Origin of the sequence: Amycolatopsis sp. CA-126428 (assembly GCF_002904335.1) — a bacterium.
In the GTDB taxonomy this organism is placed as follows: domain Bacteria; phylum Actinomycetota; class Actinomycetes; order Mycobacteriales; family Pseudonocardiaceae; genus Amycolatopsis.
This window is the reverse complement of sequence record NZ_PPHF01000169.1, coordinates 1-19,645: the sequence shown is the minus strand read 5'-3', so window position 1 is coordinate 19,645 and position 19,645 is coordinate 1. Positions and strand designations below refer to the sequence as shown.

Sequence of the window (19,645 nt, the reverse complement as noted above, 5' to 3'; positions counted from 1 at the left end):
GTCCGGTTCAGCGGGTCATGACCTGGGCGAGGAAGGCTTCGACCGCGCCGCGGTAGATCTCCGGGGCCTCGTCGTGGGGCAAGTGGGCCGAACCCGGCACCACCAGGTGTTTCGCACCCGGGACGCGGTCGGCGACTTCGGCCTGCTGGCCCGGCGGCATCGCCGTGTGCTCGCCCTCGACCAGCAGCAACGGGCAGCGGATCGCCTCGACGACGTCCCAGTAGTCCCGGCGGCCCCATTCGGCGGCGATCACGTACAGGTCTTCGAGGTCGGCGACCAGGTGGAACCCATCGGCACGCTCCTCGACGCAGTCCGCGAAGTACCTGCCCGCGTCACCGAAGAACTCCCGGACGTGGTCGAGCGAGGAGAACGGGACCGGCCAGCTCTCGAAGTAGCCGCGCCAGGTCTCCACGGTCCGGCCGCGCTGATCCGGCGCGAAGTCCTCCGACACGACCGCGCGCACCAGCTCCGGGTGCCGCGCGGCGGTCGCCCAGGCGTGCAGGCCGCCCATCGAGTGCCCGATGAGCACCGCCGGGCCCGCGTCGAGGGTCCGCAGCGCTTCGGCGACGTCGTCGGCGAAGCGCTCGGTCGTCCACGGCCCGACGCGCGGGGCGGTTCCGTGGCCGCGCGCGTCCAGGCCGTACACCGCGCCGTAGGGCCGGAGCCACTCCGCGACCCGCCACCACGTCCGCGCCCGGCCCATCAGGCCGTGGAGCAGAACGATCGGCACGCCGCTGCCGCCGAAACAGAGCACGCGGCCACCTAACCACAAAACCCCTGGTGCGGAACGTGACCAAACCGTCGCTGTCCATCACCTATGGTGGTGGGTGTGCGCCGCCGACTCACCGCCCTGGCCGTCTGCGCCGCGGTGATCGTCGCCGCGGCGTGCGGAGGCGACGCCGTCGCCCTGCCGCCCGCGCCGCCTCCGCTGCCGCCCATGCACCCCGTGCCGGGCGCGGCCGGCGCCGGCGACCCGTACTACCCCGACGACGGCAACGGCGGTTACGACGCGCTCGGCTACCAGGTCGACGTCAAGTACGACCCACCGAGCGGCCACCTCGACGGCGACACCACGGTGACCGCGAAGGCCACCCAGGACCTGAGCCGGTTCGATCTCGACCTGCGCGGGCTGGACGTGCACAGCGTCGAGGTCGACGGCCGGCCGGCGAAGTTCAGCCGCGAGAAGACCTTCGAGCTGGTCATCACGCCACCGGCCCCGATCCGGGCCGGGACGACGTTCCGCACGCGGGTCCGCTACGGCGGCGACCCGGCCAAGACCCCGCACGACGGCGGCAGCGAGAACGGCTGGAAGCACTCCTCCGACGGCGGCGCGTACATGGTCGGCGAGCCGCACTCGGCGGCGTTCTGGTACCCGGCGAACGAAACCCCGCGCGACAAGGCCACCTTCACGCTCACCGCGCACGTCCCGGAGGGCTGGACGGTGCTCTCGAACGGCCGCGAAGGGCCGCCCGGGACCTGGACCGAGGTCAACCCGGTGGCGACCTACCTGACGACGATCGCGATCGGCAAGTTCGGTGTCGACAGATCGACGTTGCCGGACGGCACCCCGGTGGTCTCGGCGTACGCGCCGGGTGTCGAAGGCCGCCGCGCGGTCGGCGGCCGCCTGCCGGAGGTGCTCGGCTTCCTGACCGCCAAGTTCGGCCCGTACCCGCAGTCGGCGGCGGGCGGGATCTTCCTGAACGAGGACGTCCCGTTCTCGCTCGAGACGCAGACCCGGCCGACGTACGCGAAGTGGGCCGACCTGCCGACGCTGGTGCACGAGAACGCCCACCAGTGGTTCGGCGACTCGGTCTCGGTGCGCAACTGGTCCGACGTCTGCTTGAACGAGTGCTTCGCGTCGTACTCGCAGTGGCTGTGGGCCGAGCGCGAGGGCCAGAACCTGGACGACCGCTACCGTGCGGCCATCGAGATCACCCGCGGCAGCACGGACTTCTGGGCGCAGAAGCTGGTCGACATGGGGCAGGGCCACGAGTTCGAAGGCGTCTACAACAAGGGCATCCTGGCCCTGCACGCCCTGCGCCGCGAAATCGGCGACCCGGCGTTCGCCAAGCTGTTGCGCGAGTGGCCATCCCGCTACCGCCACGGCAACGCAATCTGGTCCGACTTCGAAGCCACGGCAACCCGCCTCGGCGGCAAGAACCTGCGGCCGTTCTTCGACACCTGGTTCCGCGGCACGAAGCTCCCGGCGGACGCCGACCTGTTCCCCGGCTCACTGCGCAGCTGAACTGCCCAGCAGCGACCGCGTCAACGCACTCCGCGCGTCCTGCATCTCCCGCAACGCCGTGGTCAGCTCCGCGTCCCCGACCACGACGTCCTCCTCCGGCCGCGCCCCCAGCGCCAGCAGCGACGCCCGGCGCAGCAGCTCCTTCGCGAACGACGCCGTCATCCCCGCCGTCGCCTCGACGACCGGGTTCAGGTCCGCCGTCAGGTTCAGGCCGCGCGCGTACAGCCGCAGCAGTGCTTCACGTCCGGCCGCGTCCGGCAGGGGGATCTCCACCGCCAGGTCGACGCGGCCCGGGCGGTCCGCGAGGGCCTTCTCCAGCTCGCTCGCCCGGTTGGTGGTGAGCAGGAACGTGACGTCGGCGTCACCGCCCACGCCGTCCATCGCGTCGAGCAGCGTGAACAGCAGGGGCTGGACCATCGGCCCGTAGCTGCGGTCCTGCGCGATCAGGTCGACGTCCTCCAGCACGACCACGCTCGGCTGCAGCCGCCGCGCCAGCTCCGCGGCCTTGCCCACCAGCTTCATCGCCGTGCCGGTCAGGATGATCACCGTGGTGTCCGGCAGGCGGCCCATCAGGTAGCGGACCGTGTGCGTCTTGCCGGTGCCGGGCGGGCCGTGCAGCAGCAGCCCGCGCTTGAGGTGCTGGCCCGCCGCCAGCAGCCGCTCGCCGTGCTGTGCGATGCCGATCGTGTGCCGCTCGATCGCGTCGAGCACGCCGTCCGGCAGCACCACCTCCTCGACGGTCAGCGCCGGCCGCGGGAGAAACGTGAGCAGCTCGTTGCCGCGGTGCTCGCTGGTGCCGAAGGCCAGCACCTGGCCGCGCAGGAGGTCGCGCTCGGCCATCAGGCGCTCGACGCGGTCGCGCACTTCGGTGGCCGTCGCCCGCGACGTCGCCAGGACCTCCAGCCGGCACTGCTCCAGCCCCCACTGCGGGTTGGCGCCGCGGATCGCGAGCAGCACCGGCTCGCCGCCCGGGGCGTGCGTGCCGACCAGCCCGAGCTGCACCGCCTCGGTCGCGGTGTCGGGGCCGATCGCCGTGGTCGTGTAGTCCACCGAGCCGAGCTCGTACATGCCGTGCCTGCGCGCGGTGGCGAGCATCCCGATCAGGTCTTCGTGCGTGCGCTGGCCGCCCGCGATGCCGAACCAGCCCACGGCCGTGCCGTGCGCGGCGAGGTAGGCGTCGACTCCGGACTGGATGTTGGCGTGCTCCCACATCGGCCAGTTGCGGGTGACGACCACCACCTCCGGCAACGGCGCCCCGAGGTGGCCGGTCACGCGCTCGAGCAGTTCGCTGCCCCCGCCGCCCGCGACCTCGTCGGCCGTGGCGCGGACGATCCGGGCGAGATCGGTGGCGAGGTCGCGCTCGGTGCTCCCCATGTCTCCCACAGTGGCACGGATCACACTGCCGAGCCAACTATGGTGGACGGCATGAGTGTCGTGAAGATCAACGCGATCGAGGTCCCCGAGGGGGCCGGCCCCGAGCTGGAGAAGCGGTTCGCCGCGCGCATGCACTCCGTCGACCAGCAGCCGGGCTTCCTCGGCTTCGAGCTGCTGCGGCCGGTTTCCGGCGAGACGCGCTACTTCGTGTACACGAAGTGGGAGACCGAGGAGCACTACCAGGTGTGGGCGACCGGTGGCCCGGCCGCGGCGGCGCACGCGGGCGAGCGCGCCAAGCCCGTGTCCACCGGCGCGAACCTGCTCGAGTTCGAGGTCGTCCTCGGTTCGCAGCCGGGTGAGTGAGCTCGCCGCCAAGCTCCTGGACGGCGCCGGCGCGCTGCTGATCTGCGCCGGCGCCGGCATGGGCGTCGACTCCGGGCTGCCGGATTTCCGCGGCGGCGAAGGGTTCTGGCGCGCGTATCCGCCGTACGCCCGGCTCGGGCTGCGGTTCGAGGAACTCGCCGACCCGCGGCACTTCGCCGGCGACCCCGAGCTGGCCTGGGGCTTCTACGGGCACCGGCTGGAGCTCTACCGCAAGACCGTGCCGCACGACGGGTTCCGGCTGCTGCGCGAGTTCGGCGCGAAGCTGCCCCACGGCGCCCGGGTGTTCACGTCCAATGTGGACGGCCAGTTCCAGGCGGCGGGCTTCGAGTGCGTGGCCGAGGCGCACGGCTCCATCCACCACCTGCAGTGCCTGGCCGGGTGCACGGACGACATCTGGCCGGCCACCGGCGTCACTGTGCCGATCGACCCCGAAACGATGCGCGCGGTGCCGCCGCTGCCGTCGTGCCCCCGCTGCGGCGGCCTCGCCCGGCCCAACATCCTGATGTTCGGCGACGTCTCCTGGGTCCCGGACCGCAGCCAGGCGCAGCTGGACGAGCTGACGGCGTGGCGCCGGACCGCCCGCGACCTCGTGGTGGTGGAACTGGGCGCGGGCCAAGCCGTCCCGACCGTCCGCCGCTACGCCGAACTGGCCAGCGCGGCCACCGGCGCGCTGATCCGCATCAACCCGCGGGAACCCGAGATCCGGCACGGCCGTGGCGTGTCGATCGCGGCCGGCGCCTTGGAGACGGTGCAGGTTCTCGTGAGTGGTAATTAGGGTTCTAACCCTAATTACCACTCACGAGCGTCACGGCAGGCGGACCTCGGCGAACACCGCCCGGTGGTCGCTGCCGGCGACGTCGAACACGCGGTAGTCCCGCACCGCCGCGCGGTTGTCCACCGCCACGTGGTCGATCGTCACCACCGGCAGCGACGACGGCCACGTCGGGGCCAGCCCTTCGCCGCGCTCCTCCGCCGCGTCGCGGTAGCCGCGGGCCAGCACCGTGCGGTAGGCCGCGTGGTCCAGCGTCGCGTTGAAGTCGCCGGCCAGGATGCGCAGGCCGTGCTCGCCCGCCGGCTGCGAGAGGTCCTTGATCTCGCGCTCCCACCCCGGCGTGTCGACGTCCGGGGAGATCGGGTGGACGGCGACGATCTCGGCCACCACGCCGTCGCCCAGGTCGGCCTCCGCGCCCGGCTGCTTGGCCGCCGAGTCGCCGGTCAGGTTGACCTCCTTCAGCGGGAAGCGGGCCGCGATCCCCGAGCCGAACGCGCCGGGCGCCGGGTGCAGCACCCGGTGCGGCAGCAGGTCGAACAGCCCGGCCGCGGTGAGCCGGTCGACCGCGGACGGCGTCATCTCGACCAGGTTCAGCACGTCGATCCGCTGCTCGCGCACCAGGTCGACGACGGCCTTCGGGTCCGCCCGGCCGTAGAGCAGGTTCGACGCGAGGACGCGCAGGGTCTTGCCCTGCACGGCGCGTTGTTCGCTCGCCGACATCCGCGGCAGGACGAGGACGGCCAGCGCGAGCGCCAGCACCAGCGCGACCCCGCCGATCCACCACCGCCGCAACGCCAGCGCGAGCCCGCCGGCGAGCGCACCCGCGGCCGCCCCGAACGGCGTCAGCGCCAGGGCGATCAGCGTGTACCAGCCGCCGTCGAAGCCGAGCAGGCGCAGCGCCGCCAGCAGCGCCAACGGCACCACCGGGACCACCAGCAGGCCCGTGACGAGCGGGTTCTTCCGCCGCGACCGCGTCTCTTCCGCAAGCACCATGCTGCCGAGTATGCCGAGACCGGCGCCGGGCGGCCCGGGCGCCGACAACTCCTCCACAAGATCTCCACCAGCGCCTGCCAGCCGCTGACAGCGCGCTGTGCGTGGCCTGCCAGCGCGAACCCCCACTGTGATCGCAGAAGCGACGAGCGAAGGAGGACGCCCATGTCGCACGCGATCCAGGCCGAGGGCCTGGTCAAACACTTCGGGGACACCAAGGCGCTGGACGGGGTGGACCTCGAGGTCCCGTTCGGCCAGGTCGTGGGGGTGCTCGGGCCGAACGGCGCGGGCAAGACGACCGCCGTCCGGATCCTCGCGACCCTGATGAAACCGGACGCCGGCAGAGCCACGGTCGGGGGCTACGACGTGGTCGCCGACCCGGTCCGCGTCCGCAGCCTGATCGGGCTGACCGGGCAGTACGCGTCGGTCGACGAGGACCTGAACGGCATCGAGAACCTGGTCCTGATCGGACGGTTGTACGGCCACTCCCGCGCCCAGTCCAAGGCCCGCGCCGCCGAGCTGCTCGAGCGGTTCGAGCTGACGAAGGCGGCCAAGCGGCCGATCCGGACGTACTCGGGCGGCATGCGGCGGCGGCTGGACCTGGCCGCCAGCCTCGTCGGCCGGCCCGAGGTGCTCTACCTCGACGAGCCGACCACCGGGCTCGACCCGCACGCCCGCAACGAGGTCTGGGACGTCGTCCGCGGCCTCGTCGCCGAAGGCGCGACGGTGCTGCTGACCACGCAGTACCTGGAGGAGGCCGACCAGCTGGCCGACAAGATCACCGTGTTCGACCACGGCCGGGTCGTCGCCGACGGCCGCGCGGACGAGCTGAAGCGCCGCGTCGGCGGGCAGACGCTGCAGGTTCGGCCGACCCAGCTGTCCGACATGGACGCCGTCAACCGGATCCTCGGCGACCTCTCGGGCGTCCGGCCGACCCGCGACGACGCCTCCGGGCTGCTCACCGCGCCGGTCAACGACCCGGTGCTGCTGTCCACCCTGGTCCGCAAACTCGACGAGGCCGGGATCACCGCGGACGAGCTGGCGCTGCGGCTGCCCAGCCTCGACGAGGTGTTCCTCGCCCTCACCGGGCACACCGCCGAACAGTCCACCGAAGACAAGACCCTCGAAGGGAGCCTGGCATGACGACGCTGGCCCTCGACCGCCCGGCCCCGCCGCGGCACATCAGCCCCGGCAAGGGCTTCCAGCACGCGCTTTCGCTGGCCTGGCGCGGCATCCTGAAGATCCGCAAGAACCCCGAACAGCTCGCCGACGTCACCTTGATGCCCATCGTCTTCCTGGTGATCTTCGTCTACCTGTTCGGCGGCGCGCTGTCCGGCTCGACCGACGCGTACCTGCAGATGGTCGTGCCCGGCATCATCGTGATGAACATCCTGCAGGCGTGCCTCACCGTGGGCACGAACCTCAACACCGACGTCACCAAGGGTGTGTTCGACCGGTTCCGGAGCATGCCGATCGCCCGCTCGGCCCCGCTCATCGGCGCGGTCCTCGCCGACGTCGTGCGGTACGTCGTGTGCCTGGCGGTGCTGATGGTCGTGGCGACGATCATGGGCTACCGGATCGCGACCAGCCCCGGCGAGTTCGCCGTGGCGATCCTGCTCGCGCTGGCGTTCGGGCTGGCCTTCTGCTGGGCCTCGGTGTTCGTCGGCATGGTGATGAAGTCGCCGGGCTCGGCGCAGGCGCTGATGTTCGTCTTCATCATGCCGCTGACCTTCGGCAGCAACGTGTTCGTGCAGACGAACACCATGCCGGGCTGGCTGCGGGCGTGGGCGGACATCAGCCCGGTCAGCCTGATGGCGAACGCGCTGCGCGGCCTGATGAACGGCGGTGCGGTGGCCGGCCCGCTGACCGGGGCGCTGGCCTGGATGGCCGGTGCGGTGATCGTGTTCTTCCCGCTGGCCACCTGGGCCTACCGCCGGCGGGTCTGAGAGGCGCCGACGCACGGGGGTGAGTCGCGCCAGGGGGATGCCGGCGGGGACGTTCGCGGGGGCGGACGTCCCCGCCGGCACGTCCGCGGTCAGGCCGGGCCGAGCTCGGCCAGCAGCCGGCCGATCGCGTCCTTTTTGGACATCCGGCGGGCTTCTCCGTAACGCGCGTCGTAGTCCGGGAGCGCCGCGCGCAGGGTCTCGATGAGGGCCCGGACCTCCGGGCTGCCGAGGTCGAGCCGCCCGCGGATGACGGCGGACGCGGCGAGCATCCGGGCCGCCGTCTCGGGACGGCCCTGCCGTTCGCGGATGATCGCCAGCAGCTCAACCACCCCGGCCAGGTCGGGCATGTCGCCGCGCTGGTTCGTCGCCCGGATCGCGATGACCGCGTGCGGCTCGGCCTCGTCCGCCCGGCCCTGGGCCAGCAGGATCCGCGCCTCGAAGGCGTGGATGAACTCGTCGCCGATCCCGCCGGGGAACCAGTCGTCGCCCCCCATCGCGGCGACGCGGTCGAGCAGCGCCCGCGCTTCGGCCAGCCGGTCCGTGCGCAGCAGCAGCTCGAGCCGGCCGAACATCAGGATGGCCCGGTGCTGCAGGTTCGTGATGCCTTCGCCGTAGCGCTCCGCCGCCTCCTGATCGCGCCAGGCACCCTCGAAGTCCCCGGCGCGCGCCCGCTCGACGGCCAGCCGCCACCAGTGCTGCACGGCGTCCTCGTACGACCGCAGCTCGATCGAAAGCGCGAGACCTCGCTGGTAGGTCTCGATGGCCTTGGCGCTGTCGCCGTTCTGCGACAGCGAGTACGCCTTGAAGCTCAGCGTCATCGCGATGCCCCAGCGGTCGCCGACCGCCTCGAACCCGGTGTGGGCCAGGTCGCGCGCCCGGTCGGCGCCCTCGACGTCACCCTCGTCGTCGAGCAGGAAGCTCTCCACCCAGTGCGCGCCGGCGCGGGTCCACTGGTCCGGGTGCCGCGCGGCCCGGCTCACCTCGCGGACGGCGATCTCGCGATCCCCGCCCAGGAAGGCCAGCATCGGCAGCGCCACCGCGAGGCCCGGGTAGCGGTCCACCGCCTCGGTGCGCACGCAGGCGTCGACCAGGCGGAGGATCTCGGGCTGGTCCGACCGGACCGGGACCGCGTCCATGAGGTAGCCGAGCGCCTGGTAAGCGGCCAGGGCCGCCGGGGGCAGCCGGTCGCCGAACTCGAGGGTCTCGCGCAGCAGTGAGCCGATCCGCCCGCCCTGGCCCAGGATGGTCAGGTACCAGAACATCCCGTCCAGCAACGCGACCGCGTTGTCCACATCGGACATCTCGATGGCCCCGCGCAGGGCGGCGATCATGTTGGCGCTCTCGGCTTCGTACTGGTCGATCGCCCGCAGCTGGTCGGCCGTGCGCAGCGTCGGCTCCAGCCGCTGGGCGAGTTCGGCGTAGTAGCGGGCCATCGCCCGGCGCGTCCGGTCGTGCTCCCCCGACTCCACCAGCCGCTCGGTGGCGTACACCCGCAGCGTCTCGAGCATCCGGTACCGCGGCTCGCCACCGGCGTCCACGGTGTCCACTATGGACTTTTCGACCAGGCTGCCGAGCACGTACGGCACGTCGGCCGCGGGGAGCAGCTCATCACCGCAGACGGCTTCGATCGGGGCCAGCTCCGCGCCACCGGCGAACACCGCGAGCCGCCGGGCCAGCACCAGCTCGGGCTCGGCCAGCAGTTCCCAGCTCCACTCGACGACCGCGCGCAGCGTCCGCTGCCGCGGCAGCGCCGTCCGGCTGCCCGAGGTGAGCAGCCGGAACCGGTCGCCGAGCCGGCCGGCGATCTGGGCCACGGTCATCGACCGCAGCCGCGCCGCGGCCAGCTCCAGCGCCAGCGGCATCCCGTCGAGCCGGCGGCAGATCTGCCCGACGTGATCCACAGTGGACTCGTCGAGGACGAAGTCGGGGCGGACCGCGGCGGCCCGGTCGAGGAACAGCCGGGTGGAGTCGAGCTCGGCGGCCTCCGCGGGCGCGGCGCGTTCCGCGGGCACCGGCAGCGGGCCGAGCGGGCAGAGCGCCTCTCCCGTGATGGCCAGCGGCTCGCGGCTGGTGGCCAGGATCCGCAGCCGCGGTGCCCGGTGCAGCAGCTCGTCGGCCAGCCGCGCGGCGGCGTCGACGACGTGCTCGCAGTTGTCCAGGACCAGCAGTGCTTCCTCGCCGCCGAGCACCTCGACGGCCTGCGCCACGGGATCCGGCGGCCGCCGGTGGACCTCGGCCTCGGGGCGGATGTCGCGGACCTCGAGCGCGCCCAGCAGCGCACCCGCGACGTCGTCGGGGTCGCGGACGCCGGCCAGCGCGGCGAACCACACCCGGCCGCGCTGGTGCGTGGGGTGCCGCGACGCCGCCTCGGTGGCCAGCCGGGTCTTGCCCGCCCCGCCCGGCCCGCTCAGGGTGACCAGCCGGGCACCGGCAAGGAGCTCGGCCAGCAGCTTGAGCTCGTCGTCGCGGCCGACGAACGTGGTCAGCCGGGTCGGCAGCCGGTCGGCCACCGGCGACGGCGGCGCGAATTCGCCGCGCAGCGCGGCGACGTGGATCTCCTGCAGTTCGGCCGAGGGGTCGACGCCGAGCTGGTCGGCCAGGGTGCGGCGGATCCCGGCGTAGACGGCCAGCGCTTCCGGCTGCCGCCCGGCCGCGCACAGCGCGCGGATCCGCAGCCCGGTGAGCCGCTCGCGCAGGGGGTCGGCATCGGCCGCCACGGCCAGGTCGGCGAGGACCGTCGCGTGCTCGCCCAGCCGGATCAGCGCTTCGAACCGGTCCTCGGCCGCCTCGGCCCGCAGCTCGGTGAGCCGCCGCGCCGGCCCCGGCGCGAAGGGCGCGTCGAGGACGTCGGCGAGGGCGGCGCCCTGCCACAGCGCGAGGGCCTCGGTGAGCAGGCCGGCGGCGCGCGCGTCACGGCCCGCGGCCAGCTCGCGGCGGCCCTCGGCGGCGAGCCGTTCGAACCGTTCGGCGTCGACGTCACCGGCCGCCAGCGCGAGCCGGTACCCGCCCGGCCCGGATTCGACGGCCACCGGCAGCACCTTCCGCAGCCGCGAGACCAGGGACTGCAAGGCGTTGGCCGCGTCGGCCGGCGGTCCGGCGCCCCAAAGGCCGTCGACGAGCGCGTCGGCCGGGACCGCGCGCCCGGCGTCCAGCGCGAGCCTGGCCAGGAGCATGCGGAGGCGGGCGCCGCCGATGTCGATCGGCGTGCCGTCGTCTTCCACCGCCCGCAGCGGGCCCAGCAGCGCAACGCGCATGTGCCCAGCTTTCCAGACGGCGGGGCCGCGCCGGGGCGGGCCGACGGAAGTGCTGATTATCCGGACAAAAGCGACGCGGTCTCCCGGATCACCCGTTCGTGGCGATACGTTGCGGCAGAGGTCCACCGACACGGACAGGAGCGTTCATGAGGGGACAGAAACCGGCCGTGGTGGCGGCCGCCGTGGTCGCCAGTCTCTGCCTGGGCACCGGCGTCGCCGCGGCCGGCGAAGGCTGGGGCGCGCCGAAGCCAGGCAGCGACGGCACCGGCGACAGCTACTACCCGCAGGACGGCAACGGCGGCTACGACGTCGCCGACTACAACCTCAAGGTCACCTACGACCCGGCGTCGCACCAGCTGACCGGCAACCAGGACATCGCCGCGCGGGCGACGCAGTCGCTCAGTTCGTTCAACCTGGACCTGCACGGCCTGACCGTCGACTCGGTGAAGGTCGACGGCCGGGACGCGAAGTTCAGCCGCACCGGCGACCACGAGCTGGTCATCACGCCGTCGCGGGCGCTCTGGCGGGGCCAGCGCTTCAAGGTGAACATCGCCTACCACGGCGTGCCCGCGCCGATCGACGACCCGGCGCTCGGCAACAACGGCTGGCAGTTCGCCCAGGCGGGCGGGGCGTTCGTCGCCGGCGAGCCGAAGTCGGCCACCACCTGGTACCCGGTCAACGACACCCCGCTCGACAAGGCCACGTTCCACCTGGCCATCACCGTGCCCGACGAGTGGGGCGTGATCTCCAACGGCCGCGAAAAGCCGTCGGTCAAGGCGCCGGGCGGCACCACGCACGTCTGGGCCGAAGAGACGCCGATCGTGCCGTACATGACGACGGTCGCGATCGACAAGTGGACCTTCGACCGCCAGAAGCGCAAGGACGGCACCCCGATCGTCAGCGCCTTCGCCCCGGGCGTCCCCGACTCGACGAAGCAGGCCGAGGCGCGGCTGCCGGAGATCCTCGACTTCCTCGAGTCGAAGTTCGGCAAGTACCCGATCGACGCCGCGGGCGGCATCTTCCTCAACGAGCAGATCGGCTTCTCGCTGGAGACGATGAGCCGGCCGATCTACTCGGCGGGCTGGGCCGGCACGGTGCCGACGATCGTCCACGAGAACGCCCACCAGTGGTACGGCGACTCGGTCGCGGTCGCGCACTGGCGCGACGTCTGCCTCAACGAGTGCTTCGCCTCCTACGCCACCTGGCTGTGGAACGAGGGGAAGGAAGGCGTCGACCTGAACAAGCAGTACGCCGACAACGCCAAGAAGGCTTCCACGGCGTTCTGGAACGGGAAGCTGTACGACATGGGCCAGGGCCAGGAGTTCACGTACGTGTACTCGAAGGGCCCGATGATGCTGCACGCGCTGCGCAACTACATCGGTGAGCAGGCCTTCTCCTGGGTCCTGAAGACCTGGCCGTCGCTGCACCGCGACGGGAACGCGAGCATGCAGGAGTTCCAGCGGTTCACCGAATTCGCCGCGCACCGGAACCTCCAGGGCTTCTTCGACGCGTGGGTGTACGGCACCGGCAAGCCGGCCGACCAGTACCTCTACCCGAGTGGGCTGAAGCCCGCCGCCTGATAGCGCTCGTCGTCGAGGCCACCCTGCGGACGTAGGGTGGCCTCGACGTTTTTCACTCCGCTCCGGGAGGCGGCATGGCCAGGGTGCTGATGACGGGGTTCGCGCCGTTCGGCGGCGAGCCGGTCAACCCGTCGTGGCAGGCGGTTTCGCTGGTGGGCGCGCGTCGTGACGACGTCGCGGCGGTGGAGCTGCCCTGCGAATTCGCGACGTCGCTGCCCACGCTGCGGCGGGCGCTGGAAGAGCACCGGCCGTCGCTGGTGGTCTGCGCCGGCCAAGCGGGCGGCCGCGCCGAGGTGACCCCGGAACGGGTGGCCGTCAACCTGGTCGACGCCCGCATCCCGGACAACGCGGGCGCCCGGCCGGTGGACGCCCCGGTGGTCGCGGAGGGCCCGGCGGCGTACTTCACGACGCTGCCGGTGAAGGCCTGCGTGGCGGCGATCCGCGCGGCGGGCGTCCCGGCGTCGGTCTCCCACACCGCCGGGACGTACGTGTGCAACCAGGTGTTCTACGGGTTGATGCACCTGCTGGCCACGGAGTTCCCGGACGTGCGCGGCGGGTTCGTGCACGTCCCGTTCAGCCCGGAGCAGGTCGCGGCCGCGGGCAAGCCCGAGCCGTCGCTGAGCGTGGACCGGATCGCCGACGCGCTGGAAGCCTTGGCGGACACGGCGTTGCGGGTCACCGCAGACCTGACGGTCAGCGCGGGCGCGGAGCACTAACCACCGCGGCCGGTGAGCTCGACGAACGCCGCCGGGCCCGGGACGTTGTGGTGGACCGTCAGGTCCGCGACCCGGTCGCCGCTGCGCGCCGGGGTGAAGCTGACGACCAGCGTGCAGCGGTGGCCCGGCGCCACCTCGTGGCCGACGCACGCGCTCGCGTCCACCGCGAAGTCCGTGCTGTCCAGCTCGATCCCGCTGACCCGCAACGCGCTCGCGCCGACACTGCGGACCGCCACCACGCAGGTCGTGGTCGTGTGCACGGGTGCCGCGGGGCAGGTGACCGACTCCGGGACGATGACCCGCGCTTCGGCGGCCACCTCCGGCACGCCGGGGAACGTCGCCGGGCGCCCGCGCACGAGGTCGAGCACCGTCACCCCGGTCACCGTCAGGACCAGCGCACCCGTGGCCAGCAGCAGGATCGCGATCGCCTTGATGCCGCGGGCGCTGCCGTCCTTGGCGGTGAACCCGCCGGCCGCCAGCACGGTGACCACCAGCGTGGAGATCAGCGTCGCCTGCGGACCGGCCCCGATCGCCGCCGGGACGAGCGTGCCGAGCAGCGACGCCCCGACCGTGACCGCGAAGCCCGTCCAGGAAAAGCGTTTGGCCTCGCGCAACTGGCTCCGCACGGTCGGTGCGCGAGGTTCCGTCACCGTGCTCGTTCTCGTGGCTGTGCTCATGCAGGAAGGAGCGGCGAGCCTGCCCGCCACGGACGACTTTCGCCCGTTCGGCGGTACGGGCAGTGGTGAGCCGTCAGGCCGGCTTGACCTCGCGGATGAAGCCGGCGATCAGAGCATCGAGGCGGCTGGGGGCTTCCGTGAGGTAGATCGCGGCCACCCGGCGCTCCTTCACGCCGAAGAGCACGATCGACGACTTCTTGTCGGCAGTGGCGACGTACTCGCCGTGCAGCCCGCCGCCGTCCCAGGCGCCGCGGCCGACGGCACTACCGGCCGCCGTCAGCTTCGTGTTCACCTCGACGTATTCGGTGGTCATGCCCTGGAAGTAGCGGACGCTGCCGCCCGTGAAGTTGCAGACGACCGAAAGCCGGCCGCCCAGTAGCTGCGCGAAGTGGTCGTTTTCCTTGCAGGTGCTCCGGTCCGGGACGGACCCGGCCAGGGTGCGCAGGCAGGGGGTGAACCCGGCCCGGTCGCGCTGTGCCGTCTGCGTGCAGTCCGCTGCGGCCTGCGCGGCCTGGTCGCGGAGGACGAACACGACGACGGTGGCCACGACCGCGGCGACCAGGAGCACGGCGAGCGCGAGGAACCAGCGCTTCGGTTTCCGGCGCGGTTCCGGCGGCGGCGGGTGCTGCGGCGGCCGCGGGGCCTGCTGCTGCCAGGGCTGCGGCCGCGGCGGCGTCACCGGCGGGCGGACGGGCGCGAACGCGGGCACGGTGAGGTCGGTGGTGGTGCCCAGCGGAACGTGGTGGAGCCCGAACGCGACGGCCGTCTCGGGCTGGTCCTGCGTGGTCGGTGCGACGCCGAGCTGCCGGCCGAGCAGCGTGGCCAGCAGCGGCATCCGGCTCGGCCCGCCGACGAGGTAGACGCCGGCGAGCTGCGCGGGCGTGAGGCCGGCGCGGCGGATCGTGGTGGCGAGCAGCTCGGCGCTGCGCAGCAGGCTGGGCCGCACCAGCGCTTCGAGCTCGTCCCGGCTGACGAGGACGTCCCCGAACGGCTCGGCCATCGGCACGTGGGTCTGCGCGTGCCGCGAGAGGCTTTCCTTGGCGTCACGGACATCCTGCAGCAACGCGCGGCGCGTGCGACGGTCCGCGGTGGTCTGCGGCCGCAGGAGACGTTGCCACTGCGCCGGATCGGCGTGCGAGACGGAACGTCCGATGTGGACGAGCAGGGCCTGGTCGATGTCGAGGCTGCCGAGATCGGGCAGGCCGTCCTCGGCGAGCACGGTGAAGCCCTGCCGGGTGATCCCGACGACGGCGCAGTCGAAGGTGCCGGCCCCGAGGTCGTAAACGCCGATGGGGCCGCCGGCCCGGCTTCCCAGGCTGGCGTAGTGGGCGGCGGCGGCCACCGGTTCGGGGATCAGCCGCACGTCGGCGAACCGGGCCTTCGCGGCGGCGGCCCGGAGGACGTCCTGCCGGCCGGCACCCCAGCCGGCGGGATGCGAAATCCGGGTCTGCGCGGGCGGGCGGCCGAGCTGCCGTTCGGCTTCCTCGCCCATCCGGCGCAGGACGGCGGCGAAGGCGTCGGCGATGTCGACGTCGGTTTCGCCGAGCCGGAGAGTGCCTTCGTCGATGCGCCGCTTGGGGTTCGGCTCGAACCGGCTGGGGTCGAGCCGCGCCCGCCGCTCGGCGTCCTGGCCGACGACGAGCAGGCCGTCATCGTTGACGTAGACGGCGGAAGACATCGTGACGGACCCGTCGACCTCGATGGCCCGCGGTCCACGCCCGAAGGCGGAGAGGACCCCGACGGTGCTGGAAGTCCCGAAGTCGATCGAGAGCACGTCCACGCGGATTCCCCCTCCCAAGGTCCGCGGGCATCGTCTCACGGCCCTGGACAGCGAGAAGGGCGGCTCCCCACTCGGGGAACCGCCCTCCTGGCGGACTACGCGACGATCACTCGCCTTCGGCTTCGCCGCCCTGCTCTTCGTGGCCCGCGCCGATGCTCACCGGCGGGGCATCCGGGATGGACGACGGCCGGCGCTCACCGCGGAAGGTGAACTTCGCCTGGTCGTCCTTGTCCTCCGGGTTGCCGCTCCAGCCCTCGACGTCGACCAGGATGATCTGGCCGGGCTCGACCTCGCCGAAGAGGATCTTCTCCGACAGCTGGTCCTCGATCTCGCGCTGGATCGTGCGGCGCAGCGGCCGCGCACCCAGCACCGGGTCGAAGCCGCGCTTGGCCAGCAGCGACTTGGCCTTCGCCGTGAGCTCCAGCTCCATGTCCTTGGCCTTGAGCTGCTTCTCCACGCGGCCGATCATCAGGTCGACCATCATGATGATCTGTTCCTGCGTCAGCTGGTGGAACACGATGATGTCATCGATCCGGTTCAGGAACTCCGGGCGGAAATGCTTCTTCATTTCCTCGTTGACCTTTTGCTTCATCTTCTCGTACCGGGTGCCGGTGTCGTTGGACCCGGCGAACCCGAGCGAGACGGACTTCGAGATGTCCGACGTGCCCAGGTTGGACGTGAAGATGAGGACCGTGTTCTTGAAGTCGACCGTGCGGCCCTGACCGTCGGTCAGGCGGCCGTCCTCCAGCACCTGCAGGAGCGTGTTGTAGATCTCCTGGTGCGCCTTCTCGATCTCGTCGAAGAGGACCACCGAGAACGGCTTGCGCCGCACCTTCTCGGTCAGCTGGCCACCCTCTTCGTAGCCGACGTAGCCCGGAGGGGCACCGAAGAGCCGCGAAGCGGTGTAGCGGTCGTGGAACTCACCCATGTCGATCTGGATGAGCGCGTCGTCCTCGCCGAACAGGAACGCCGCCAGCGCCTTGGACAGCTCGGTCTTACCGACACCGGACGGGCCGGCGAAGATGAACGAGCCCGACGGGCGCTTCGGGTCCTTCAGACCGGCACGCGTACGGCGGATCGCCTGCGAGACGGCCTTGACCGCGTCCTCCTGGCCGATGATGCGCTTGTGGAGCTCGTCCTCCATGCGCAGCAGCCGGGTGGTCTCCTCCTCGGTCAGCTTGAACACCGGGATGCCGGTCCAGTTGGCCAGCACCTCCGCGATCTGCTCGTCGTCGACCTCGGCGACGACGTCGAGGTCGCCGTCCTTCCACTGCTTCTCCCGCTCGCCCTTCTGGCCGAGGAGGGTCTTCTCCTCGTCACGCAGGCGGGCGGCCCGCTCGAAGTCCTGCGCGTCGATCGCGGACTCCTTGTCGCGGCGGACGTTCGCGATCTTCTCGTCGAACTCGCGCAGGTCCGGCGGCGCGGTCATCCGGCGGATGCGCATCCGCGCGCCGGCCTCGTCGATCAGGTCGATCGCCTTGTCCGGGAGGAACCGGTCGTTGATGTACCGGTCCGCCAGGGTCGCGGCGGCGACCAGCGCCGAGTCGGTGATCGAGACGCGGTGGTGCGCCTCGTACCGGTCACGCAGGCCCTTGAGGATCTCGATCGTGTGCTCCAGCGACGGCTCGCCGACCTGGATCGGCTGGAACCGGCGCTCGAGGGCGGCGTCCTTCTCGATGTACTTGCGGTACTCCTCGAGCGTGGTCGCGCCGATCGTCTGCAGCTCACCGCGGGCGAGCATCGGCTTCAGGATCGAAGCCGCGTCGATCGCGCCCTCGGCGGCACCCGCCCCGACCAGCGTGTGCAGCTCGTCGATGAACAGGATGATGTCGCCGCGGGTCTTGATCTCCTTGAGCACCTTCTTCAGGCGCTCTTCGAAGTCACCGCGGTAGCGGGAACCGGCGACCAGGGAGCCCAGGTCCAGCGTGTAGAGCTGCTTGTCCTTGAGCGTCTCGGGCACCTCGCCCTTGACGATGCTCTGCGCGAGGCCCTCGACGACGGCGGTCTTGCCGACGCCCGGCTCGCCGATGAGCACCGGGTTGTTCTTGGTCCGGCGGGACAGCACCTGCATGACCCGCTCGATCTCCTTGCCGCGCCCGATGACCGGGTCGAGCTTGCCCTCGCGGGCGAGCACGGTCATGTTGCGGCCGAACTGGTCCAGCACCAGCGACGACGACGGGGTGCCCTCACCACGGCCGCCGGAACCGGTTTCGGTGGACTCCTTGCCCTGGTAGCCCGAGAGCAGCTGCAGCACCTGCTGGCGGACCCGGTTGAGGTCCGCACCCAGCTTGACCAGCACCTGCGCGGCGACGCCCTCGCCCTCGCGGATCAGGCCCAGCAGGATGTGCTCGGTGCCGATGTAGTTGTGGCCGAGCTGCAGCGCTTCGCGCAGCGACAGCTCCAGCACCTTCTTGGCGCGCGGCGTGAACGGGATGTGCCCGCTCGGCGCCTGCTGGCCCTGGCCGATGATCTCTTCGACCTGCTGGCGCACGCCCTCCAGGGCGATGCCCAGCGACTCCAGCGCCTTGGCGGCGACACCCTCACCCTCGTGGATCAGACCCAGGAGGATGTGCTCGGTGCCGATGTAGTTGTGGTTGAGCATCCTGGCCTCTTCTTGAGCCAGGACGACCACCCGCCTCGCGCGGTCGGTGAACCTCTCAAACATGTGCACTCCCTCGACTGCTGCGCCGGCGGCCCGTTTCCATCGTGCTTTCACCGCGATGGATTCAGCACCGTGAGACCACTCTAGTAGCCAAGCGGTCGCGCTGGCTTACCACTACGGCTGTTCGCGGTCTTTTCCGCACCCGGACGTGGGGTCCGCCGGGTGCTTCCATCATCAGGTTGCCCTGCACCTTTACGTCAAGCCCAACGTGCGAACGGCCACCGGGATTCCGCCATCCGCGCTCTGTCCGCTCACCGCGAACAGTCCGCACGCTGAGAGTCCCCCACCCGATTGGCGGAGCTTGCGGAAGTCTGTAAGGTTAGGCACGCCTAATCCACTACGGCGCCACAAGGAGGGCCGCGGTTGAGCCAGCAGCGGTCCTTCCGTGACGCACGCGAGGTCGGCGACGGCCTCGCGTCGTCGTTGCGGCGGGTCTCCGGCCTGCAGGAACGCACCGAGCTGCGCCGCGACGTCCCGGCCGGCTGGATCCGCTGTTCGGAGCTGCTGGAGACGCCGGCGTACTTCGACGAGTGGCGCGGCCTGCTGGGCGACTGGCTCCTGCGCGAGCACTCCTCGGCGCCTTCGCCGACCACGGCCAGCTGGGTCCTGACGTGGTACCTGCACGTCCCGGCGTACGTCGCGGGGTTGTTGTGGCACCACGAGCGCCGGGTGCCATCGCTGAAGCCCACGGAGCTGGCGTTCCGCCTGGCGGACGACCGCCCGCACCCGGACGGCATGGCGGTGCTGGGTGACGCGTTCCACTGCCTCCCGACCGACCCGGGCTCGGCCCGCCCCGAGGCGACGGTGGTCCGCGACGAGCGCGCACTGGCGGCGGTCCTCCGGGCCCGTTACCTGGCTCACGCGGCCCAGTTCGTCCGGGCGTACGCACCGCTCAGCAGATTGGGCCGCAGAACCCTGTGGGCGGCGGCGACGGACGCGCTGGAGAACTCGCTGTGGTGGGCGGGCCGCCAGGGCGGGACCCCGGAGGCCGAGGGAGCGGGCGTGGCGGACGCGGCCCTGGTGCTCGACGCGCGGTACGCGCCACTGACGTCGGCGTCGACGTTGCGCTTGAGGGAGGGCCCGGAGGGCCACCGCGAGTGGACGCGGCGGCGCGAGAGCTGCTGCTTTTCGTACTTGCTGCCATCGTCCTCCGAGTGCGACGGCTGCCCGCGTACCTGTTCTCGGTAGCCAGGCGGCACACACAGCCCCGCCCGGCACACACAGCCCCGCCCGGCACACACAGCCCCGCCCGGCACACACAGCCC

At 71.9% G+C, this 19,645-nt stretch carries 15 protein-coding genes; 8 read left to right on the top strand and 7 right to left on the bottom strand.

All coding sequences use genetic code 11. The annotated features are described in order from the left end of the window. Window positions 1–7: 7 nt before the first annotated feature. On the bottom strand, window positions 8–754 hold the full coding sequence (locus tag C2L58_RS44130) for an alpha/beta fold hydrolase (RefSeq protein WP_103343587.1): 747 nt from the start codon (window positions 752–754) through the stop codon (window positions 8–10). Window positions 755–829: 75 nt separating this feature from the next. Here C2L58_RS44130 and C2L58_RS44125 point away from each other — a divergent pair, with 75 nt between their 5' ends. Then, entirely contained in the window at window positions 830–2,245 is a 1,416-nt protein-coding gene (locus tag C2L58_RS44125) for a M1 family metallopeptidase (protein ID WP_199191724.1), read from the top strand. On the opposite strand, the gene C2L58_RS44120 is transcribed toward C2L58_RS44125, so the two are convergent. Beyond that, window positions 2,231–3,619, bottom strand: coding sequence for an AAA family ATPase (locus C2L58_RS44120; protein WP_103343585.1), 1,389 nt, complete (start codon window positions 3,617–3,619; stop codon window positions 2,231–2,233). The two genes, C2L58_RS44125 and C2L58_RS44120, sit on opposite strands and share 15 nt — an antisense overlap. Before the next feature lie 51 nt (window positions 3,620–3,670). Here C2L58_RS44120 and C2L58_RS44115 point away from each other — a divergent pair, with 51 nt between their 5' ends. Both C2L58_RS44115 and C2L58_RS44110 read left to right on the top strand, forming a co-directional pair. Further along, a complete protein-coding gene (locus tag C2L58_RS44115) occupies window positions 3,671–3,982 on the top strand; it encodes an antibiotic biosynthesis monooxygenase family protein (RefSeq protein WP_103343652.1) in 312 nt (103 codons plus the stop codon). Further along, complete coding sequence (locus C2L58_RS44110; RefSeq protein WP_103343584.1) at window positions 3,975–4,778, top strand: SIR2 family NAD-dependent protein deacylase; 804 nt, start codon at window positions 3,975–3,977, stop codon at window positions 4,776–4,778. Before C2L58_RS44115 ends, C2L58_RS44110 begins: the two co-directional genes overlap by 8 nt. Window positions 4,779–4,808: 30 nt before the next feature. Here the strand turns inward: C2L58_RS44110 and C2L58_RS44105 are convergent, their stop codons facing one another. After that, complete coding sequence (locus C2L58_RS44105; protein ID WP_103343583.1) at window positions 4,809–5,825, bottom strand: endonuclease/exonuclease/phosphatase family protein; 1,017 nt, start codon at window positions 5,823–5,825, stop codon at window positions 4,809–4,811. Window positions 5,826–5,930: 105 nt separating this feature from the next. Between C2L58_RS44105 and C2L58_RS44100 the strand changes: the two genes are divergently transcribed. Together C2L58_RS44100 and C2L58_RS44095 are read left to right on the top strand one after the other, a co-directional pair. Further along, entirely contained in the window at window positions 5,931–6,908 is a 978-nt protein-coding gene (locus C2L58_RS44100; RefSeq protein ID WP_103343582.1) for an ATP-binding cassette domain-containing protein, read from the top strand. Beyond that, window positions 6,905–7,711: an ABC transporter permease gene (locus C2L58_RS44095; protein WP_103343581.1), complete on the top strand. Its 807-nt coding sequence runs from the start codon at window positions 6,905–6,907 to the stop codon at window positions 7,709–7,711. Before C2L58_RS44100 ends, C2L58_RS44095 begins: the two co-directional genes overlap by 4 nt. A gap of 89 nt (window positions 7,712–7,800) precedes the next feature. Here the strand turns inward: C2L58_RS44095 and C2L58_RS44090 are convergent, their stop codons facing one another. Beyond that, window positions 7,801–10,965 carry a BTAD domain-containing putative transcriptional regulator gene (locus tag C2L58_RS44090; protein ID WP_103343580.1) on the bottom strand — a complete coding sequence of 1,055 codons (3,165 nt, stop codon included), beginning with the start codon at window positions 10,963–10,965 and terminating at the stop codon, window positions 7,801–7,803. A gap of 146 nt (window positions 10,966–11,111) precedes the next feature. On the opposite strand from C2L58_RS44090, the gene C2L58_RS44085 reads away from it, so the two are divergent. Next, window positions 11,112–12,545: a M1 family metallopeptidase gene (locus C2L58_RS44085; protein ID WP_103343579.1), complete on the top strand. Its 1,434-nt coding sequence runs from the start codon at window positions 11,112–11,114 to the stop codon at window positions 12,543–12,545. Window positions 12,546–12,619: 74 nt separating this feature from the next. Next, entirely contained in the window at window positions 12,620–13,261 is a 642-nt protein-coding gene (gene pcp / locus C2L58_RS44080) for a pyroglutamyl-peptidase I (protein WP_103343578.1), read from the top strand. On the opposite strand, the gene C2L58_RS44075 is transcribed toward pcp, so the two are convergent. The 3 genes from C2L58_RS44075 to C2L58_RS44065 form a co-directional block, all read right to left on the bottom strand. Beyond that, window positions 13,258–13,911, bottom strand: coding sequence for an Ig-like domain-containing protein (locus C2L58_RS44075; protein WP_103343577.1), 654 nt, complete (start codon window positions 13,909–13,911; stop codon window positions 13,258–13,260). The genes pcp and C2L58_RS44075 overlap by 4 nt on opposite strands. 100 nt (window positions 13,912–14,011) lie before the next feature. Then, a complete protein-coding gene (locus tag C2L58_RS44070; protein WP_103343576.1) occupies window positions 14,012–15,718 on the bottom strand; it encodes an Hsp70 family protein in 1,707 nt (568 codons plus the stop codon). Between the two features lie 106 nt (window positions 15,719–15,824). Further along, window positions 15,825–18,383, bottom strand: a complete 2,559-nt coding sequence (locus C2L58_RS44065; protein ID WP_103343575.1) for an ATP-dependent Clp protease ATP-binding subunit — start codon at window positions 18,381–18,383, stop codon at window positions 15,825–15,827. Between the two features lie 360 nt (window positions 18,384–18,743). Between C2L58_RS44065 and C2L58_RS44060 the strand changes: the two genes are divergently transcribed. Continuing rightward, window positions 18,744–19,568 carry a (2Fe-2S)-binding protein gene (locus C2L58_RS44060; protein WP_103343574.1) on the top strand — a complete coding sequence of 275 codons (825 nt, stop codon included), beginning with the start codon at window positions 18,744–18,746 and terminating at the stop codon, window positions 19,566–19,568. The last annotated feature ends 77 nt before the right edge of the window (window positions 19,569–19,645 follow it).

Excerpts from the sequence above, each read along its gene's own strand:
- C2L58_RS44065 (WP_103343575.1), bottom strand. The coding sequence starts at position 18,383 with ATGTTTGAGAGGTTCACCGACCGCGCGAGGCGGGTGGTCGTCCTGGCT.
- C2L58_RS44090 (WP_103343580.1), bottom strand. The coding sequence starts at position 10,965 with ATGCGCGTTGCGCTGCTGGGCCCGCTGCGGGCGGTGGAAGACGACGGC.
- pcp (WP_103343578.1), top strand. The coding sequence starts at position 12,620 with ATGGCCAGGGTGCTGATGACGGGGTTCGCGCCGTTCGGCGGCGAGCCG.
- C2L58_RS44115 (WP_103343652.1), top strand. The coding sequence starts at position 3,671 with ATGAGTGTCGTGAAGATCAACGCGATCGAGGTCCCCGAGGGGGCCGGC.
- C2L58_RS44095 (WP_103343581.1), top strand. The coding sequence starts at position 6,905 with ATGACGACGCTGGCCCTCGACCGCCCGGCCCCGCCGCGGCACATCAGC.
- C2L58_RS44085 (WP_103343579.1), top strand. The coding sequence starts at position 11,112 with ATGAGGGGACAGAAACCGGCCGTGGTGGCGGCCGCCGTGGTCGCCAGT.
- C2L58_RS44120 (WP_103343585.1), bottom strand. The coding sequence starts at position 3,619 with ATGGGGAGCACCGAGCGCGACCTCGCCACCGATCTCGCCCGGATCGTC.
- C2L58_RS44100 (WP_103343582.1), top strand. The coding sequence starts at position 5,931 with ATGTCGCACGCGATCCAGGCCGAGGGCCTGGTCAAACACTTCGGGGAC.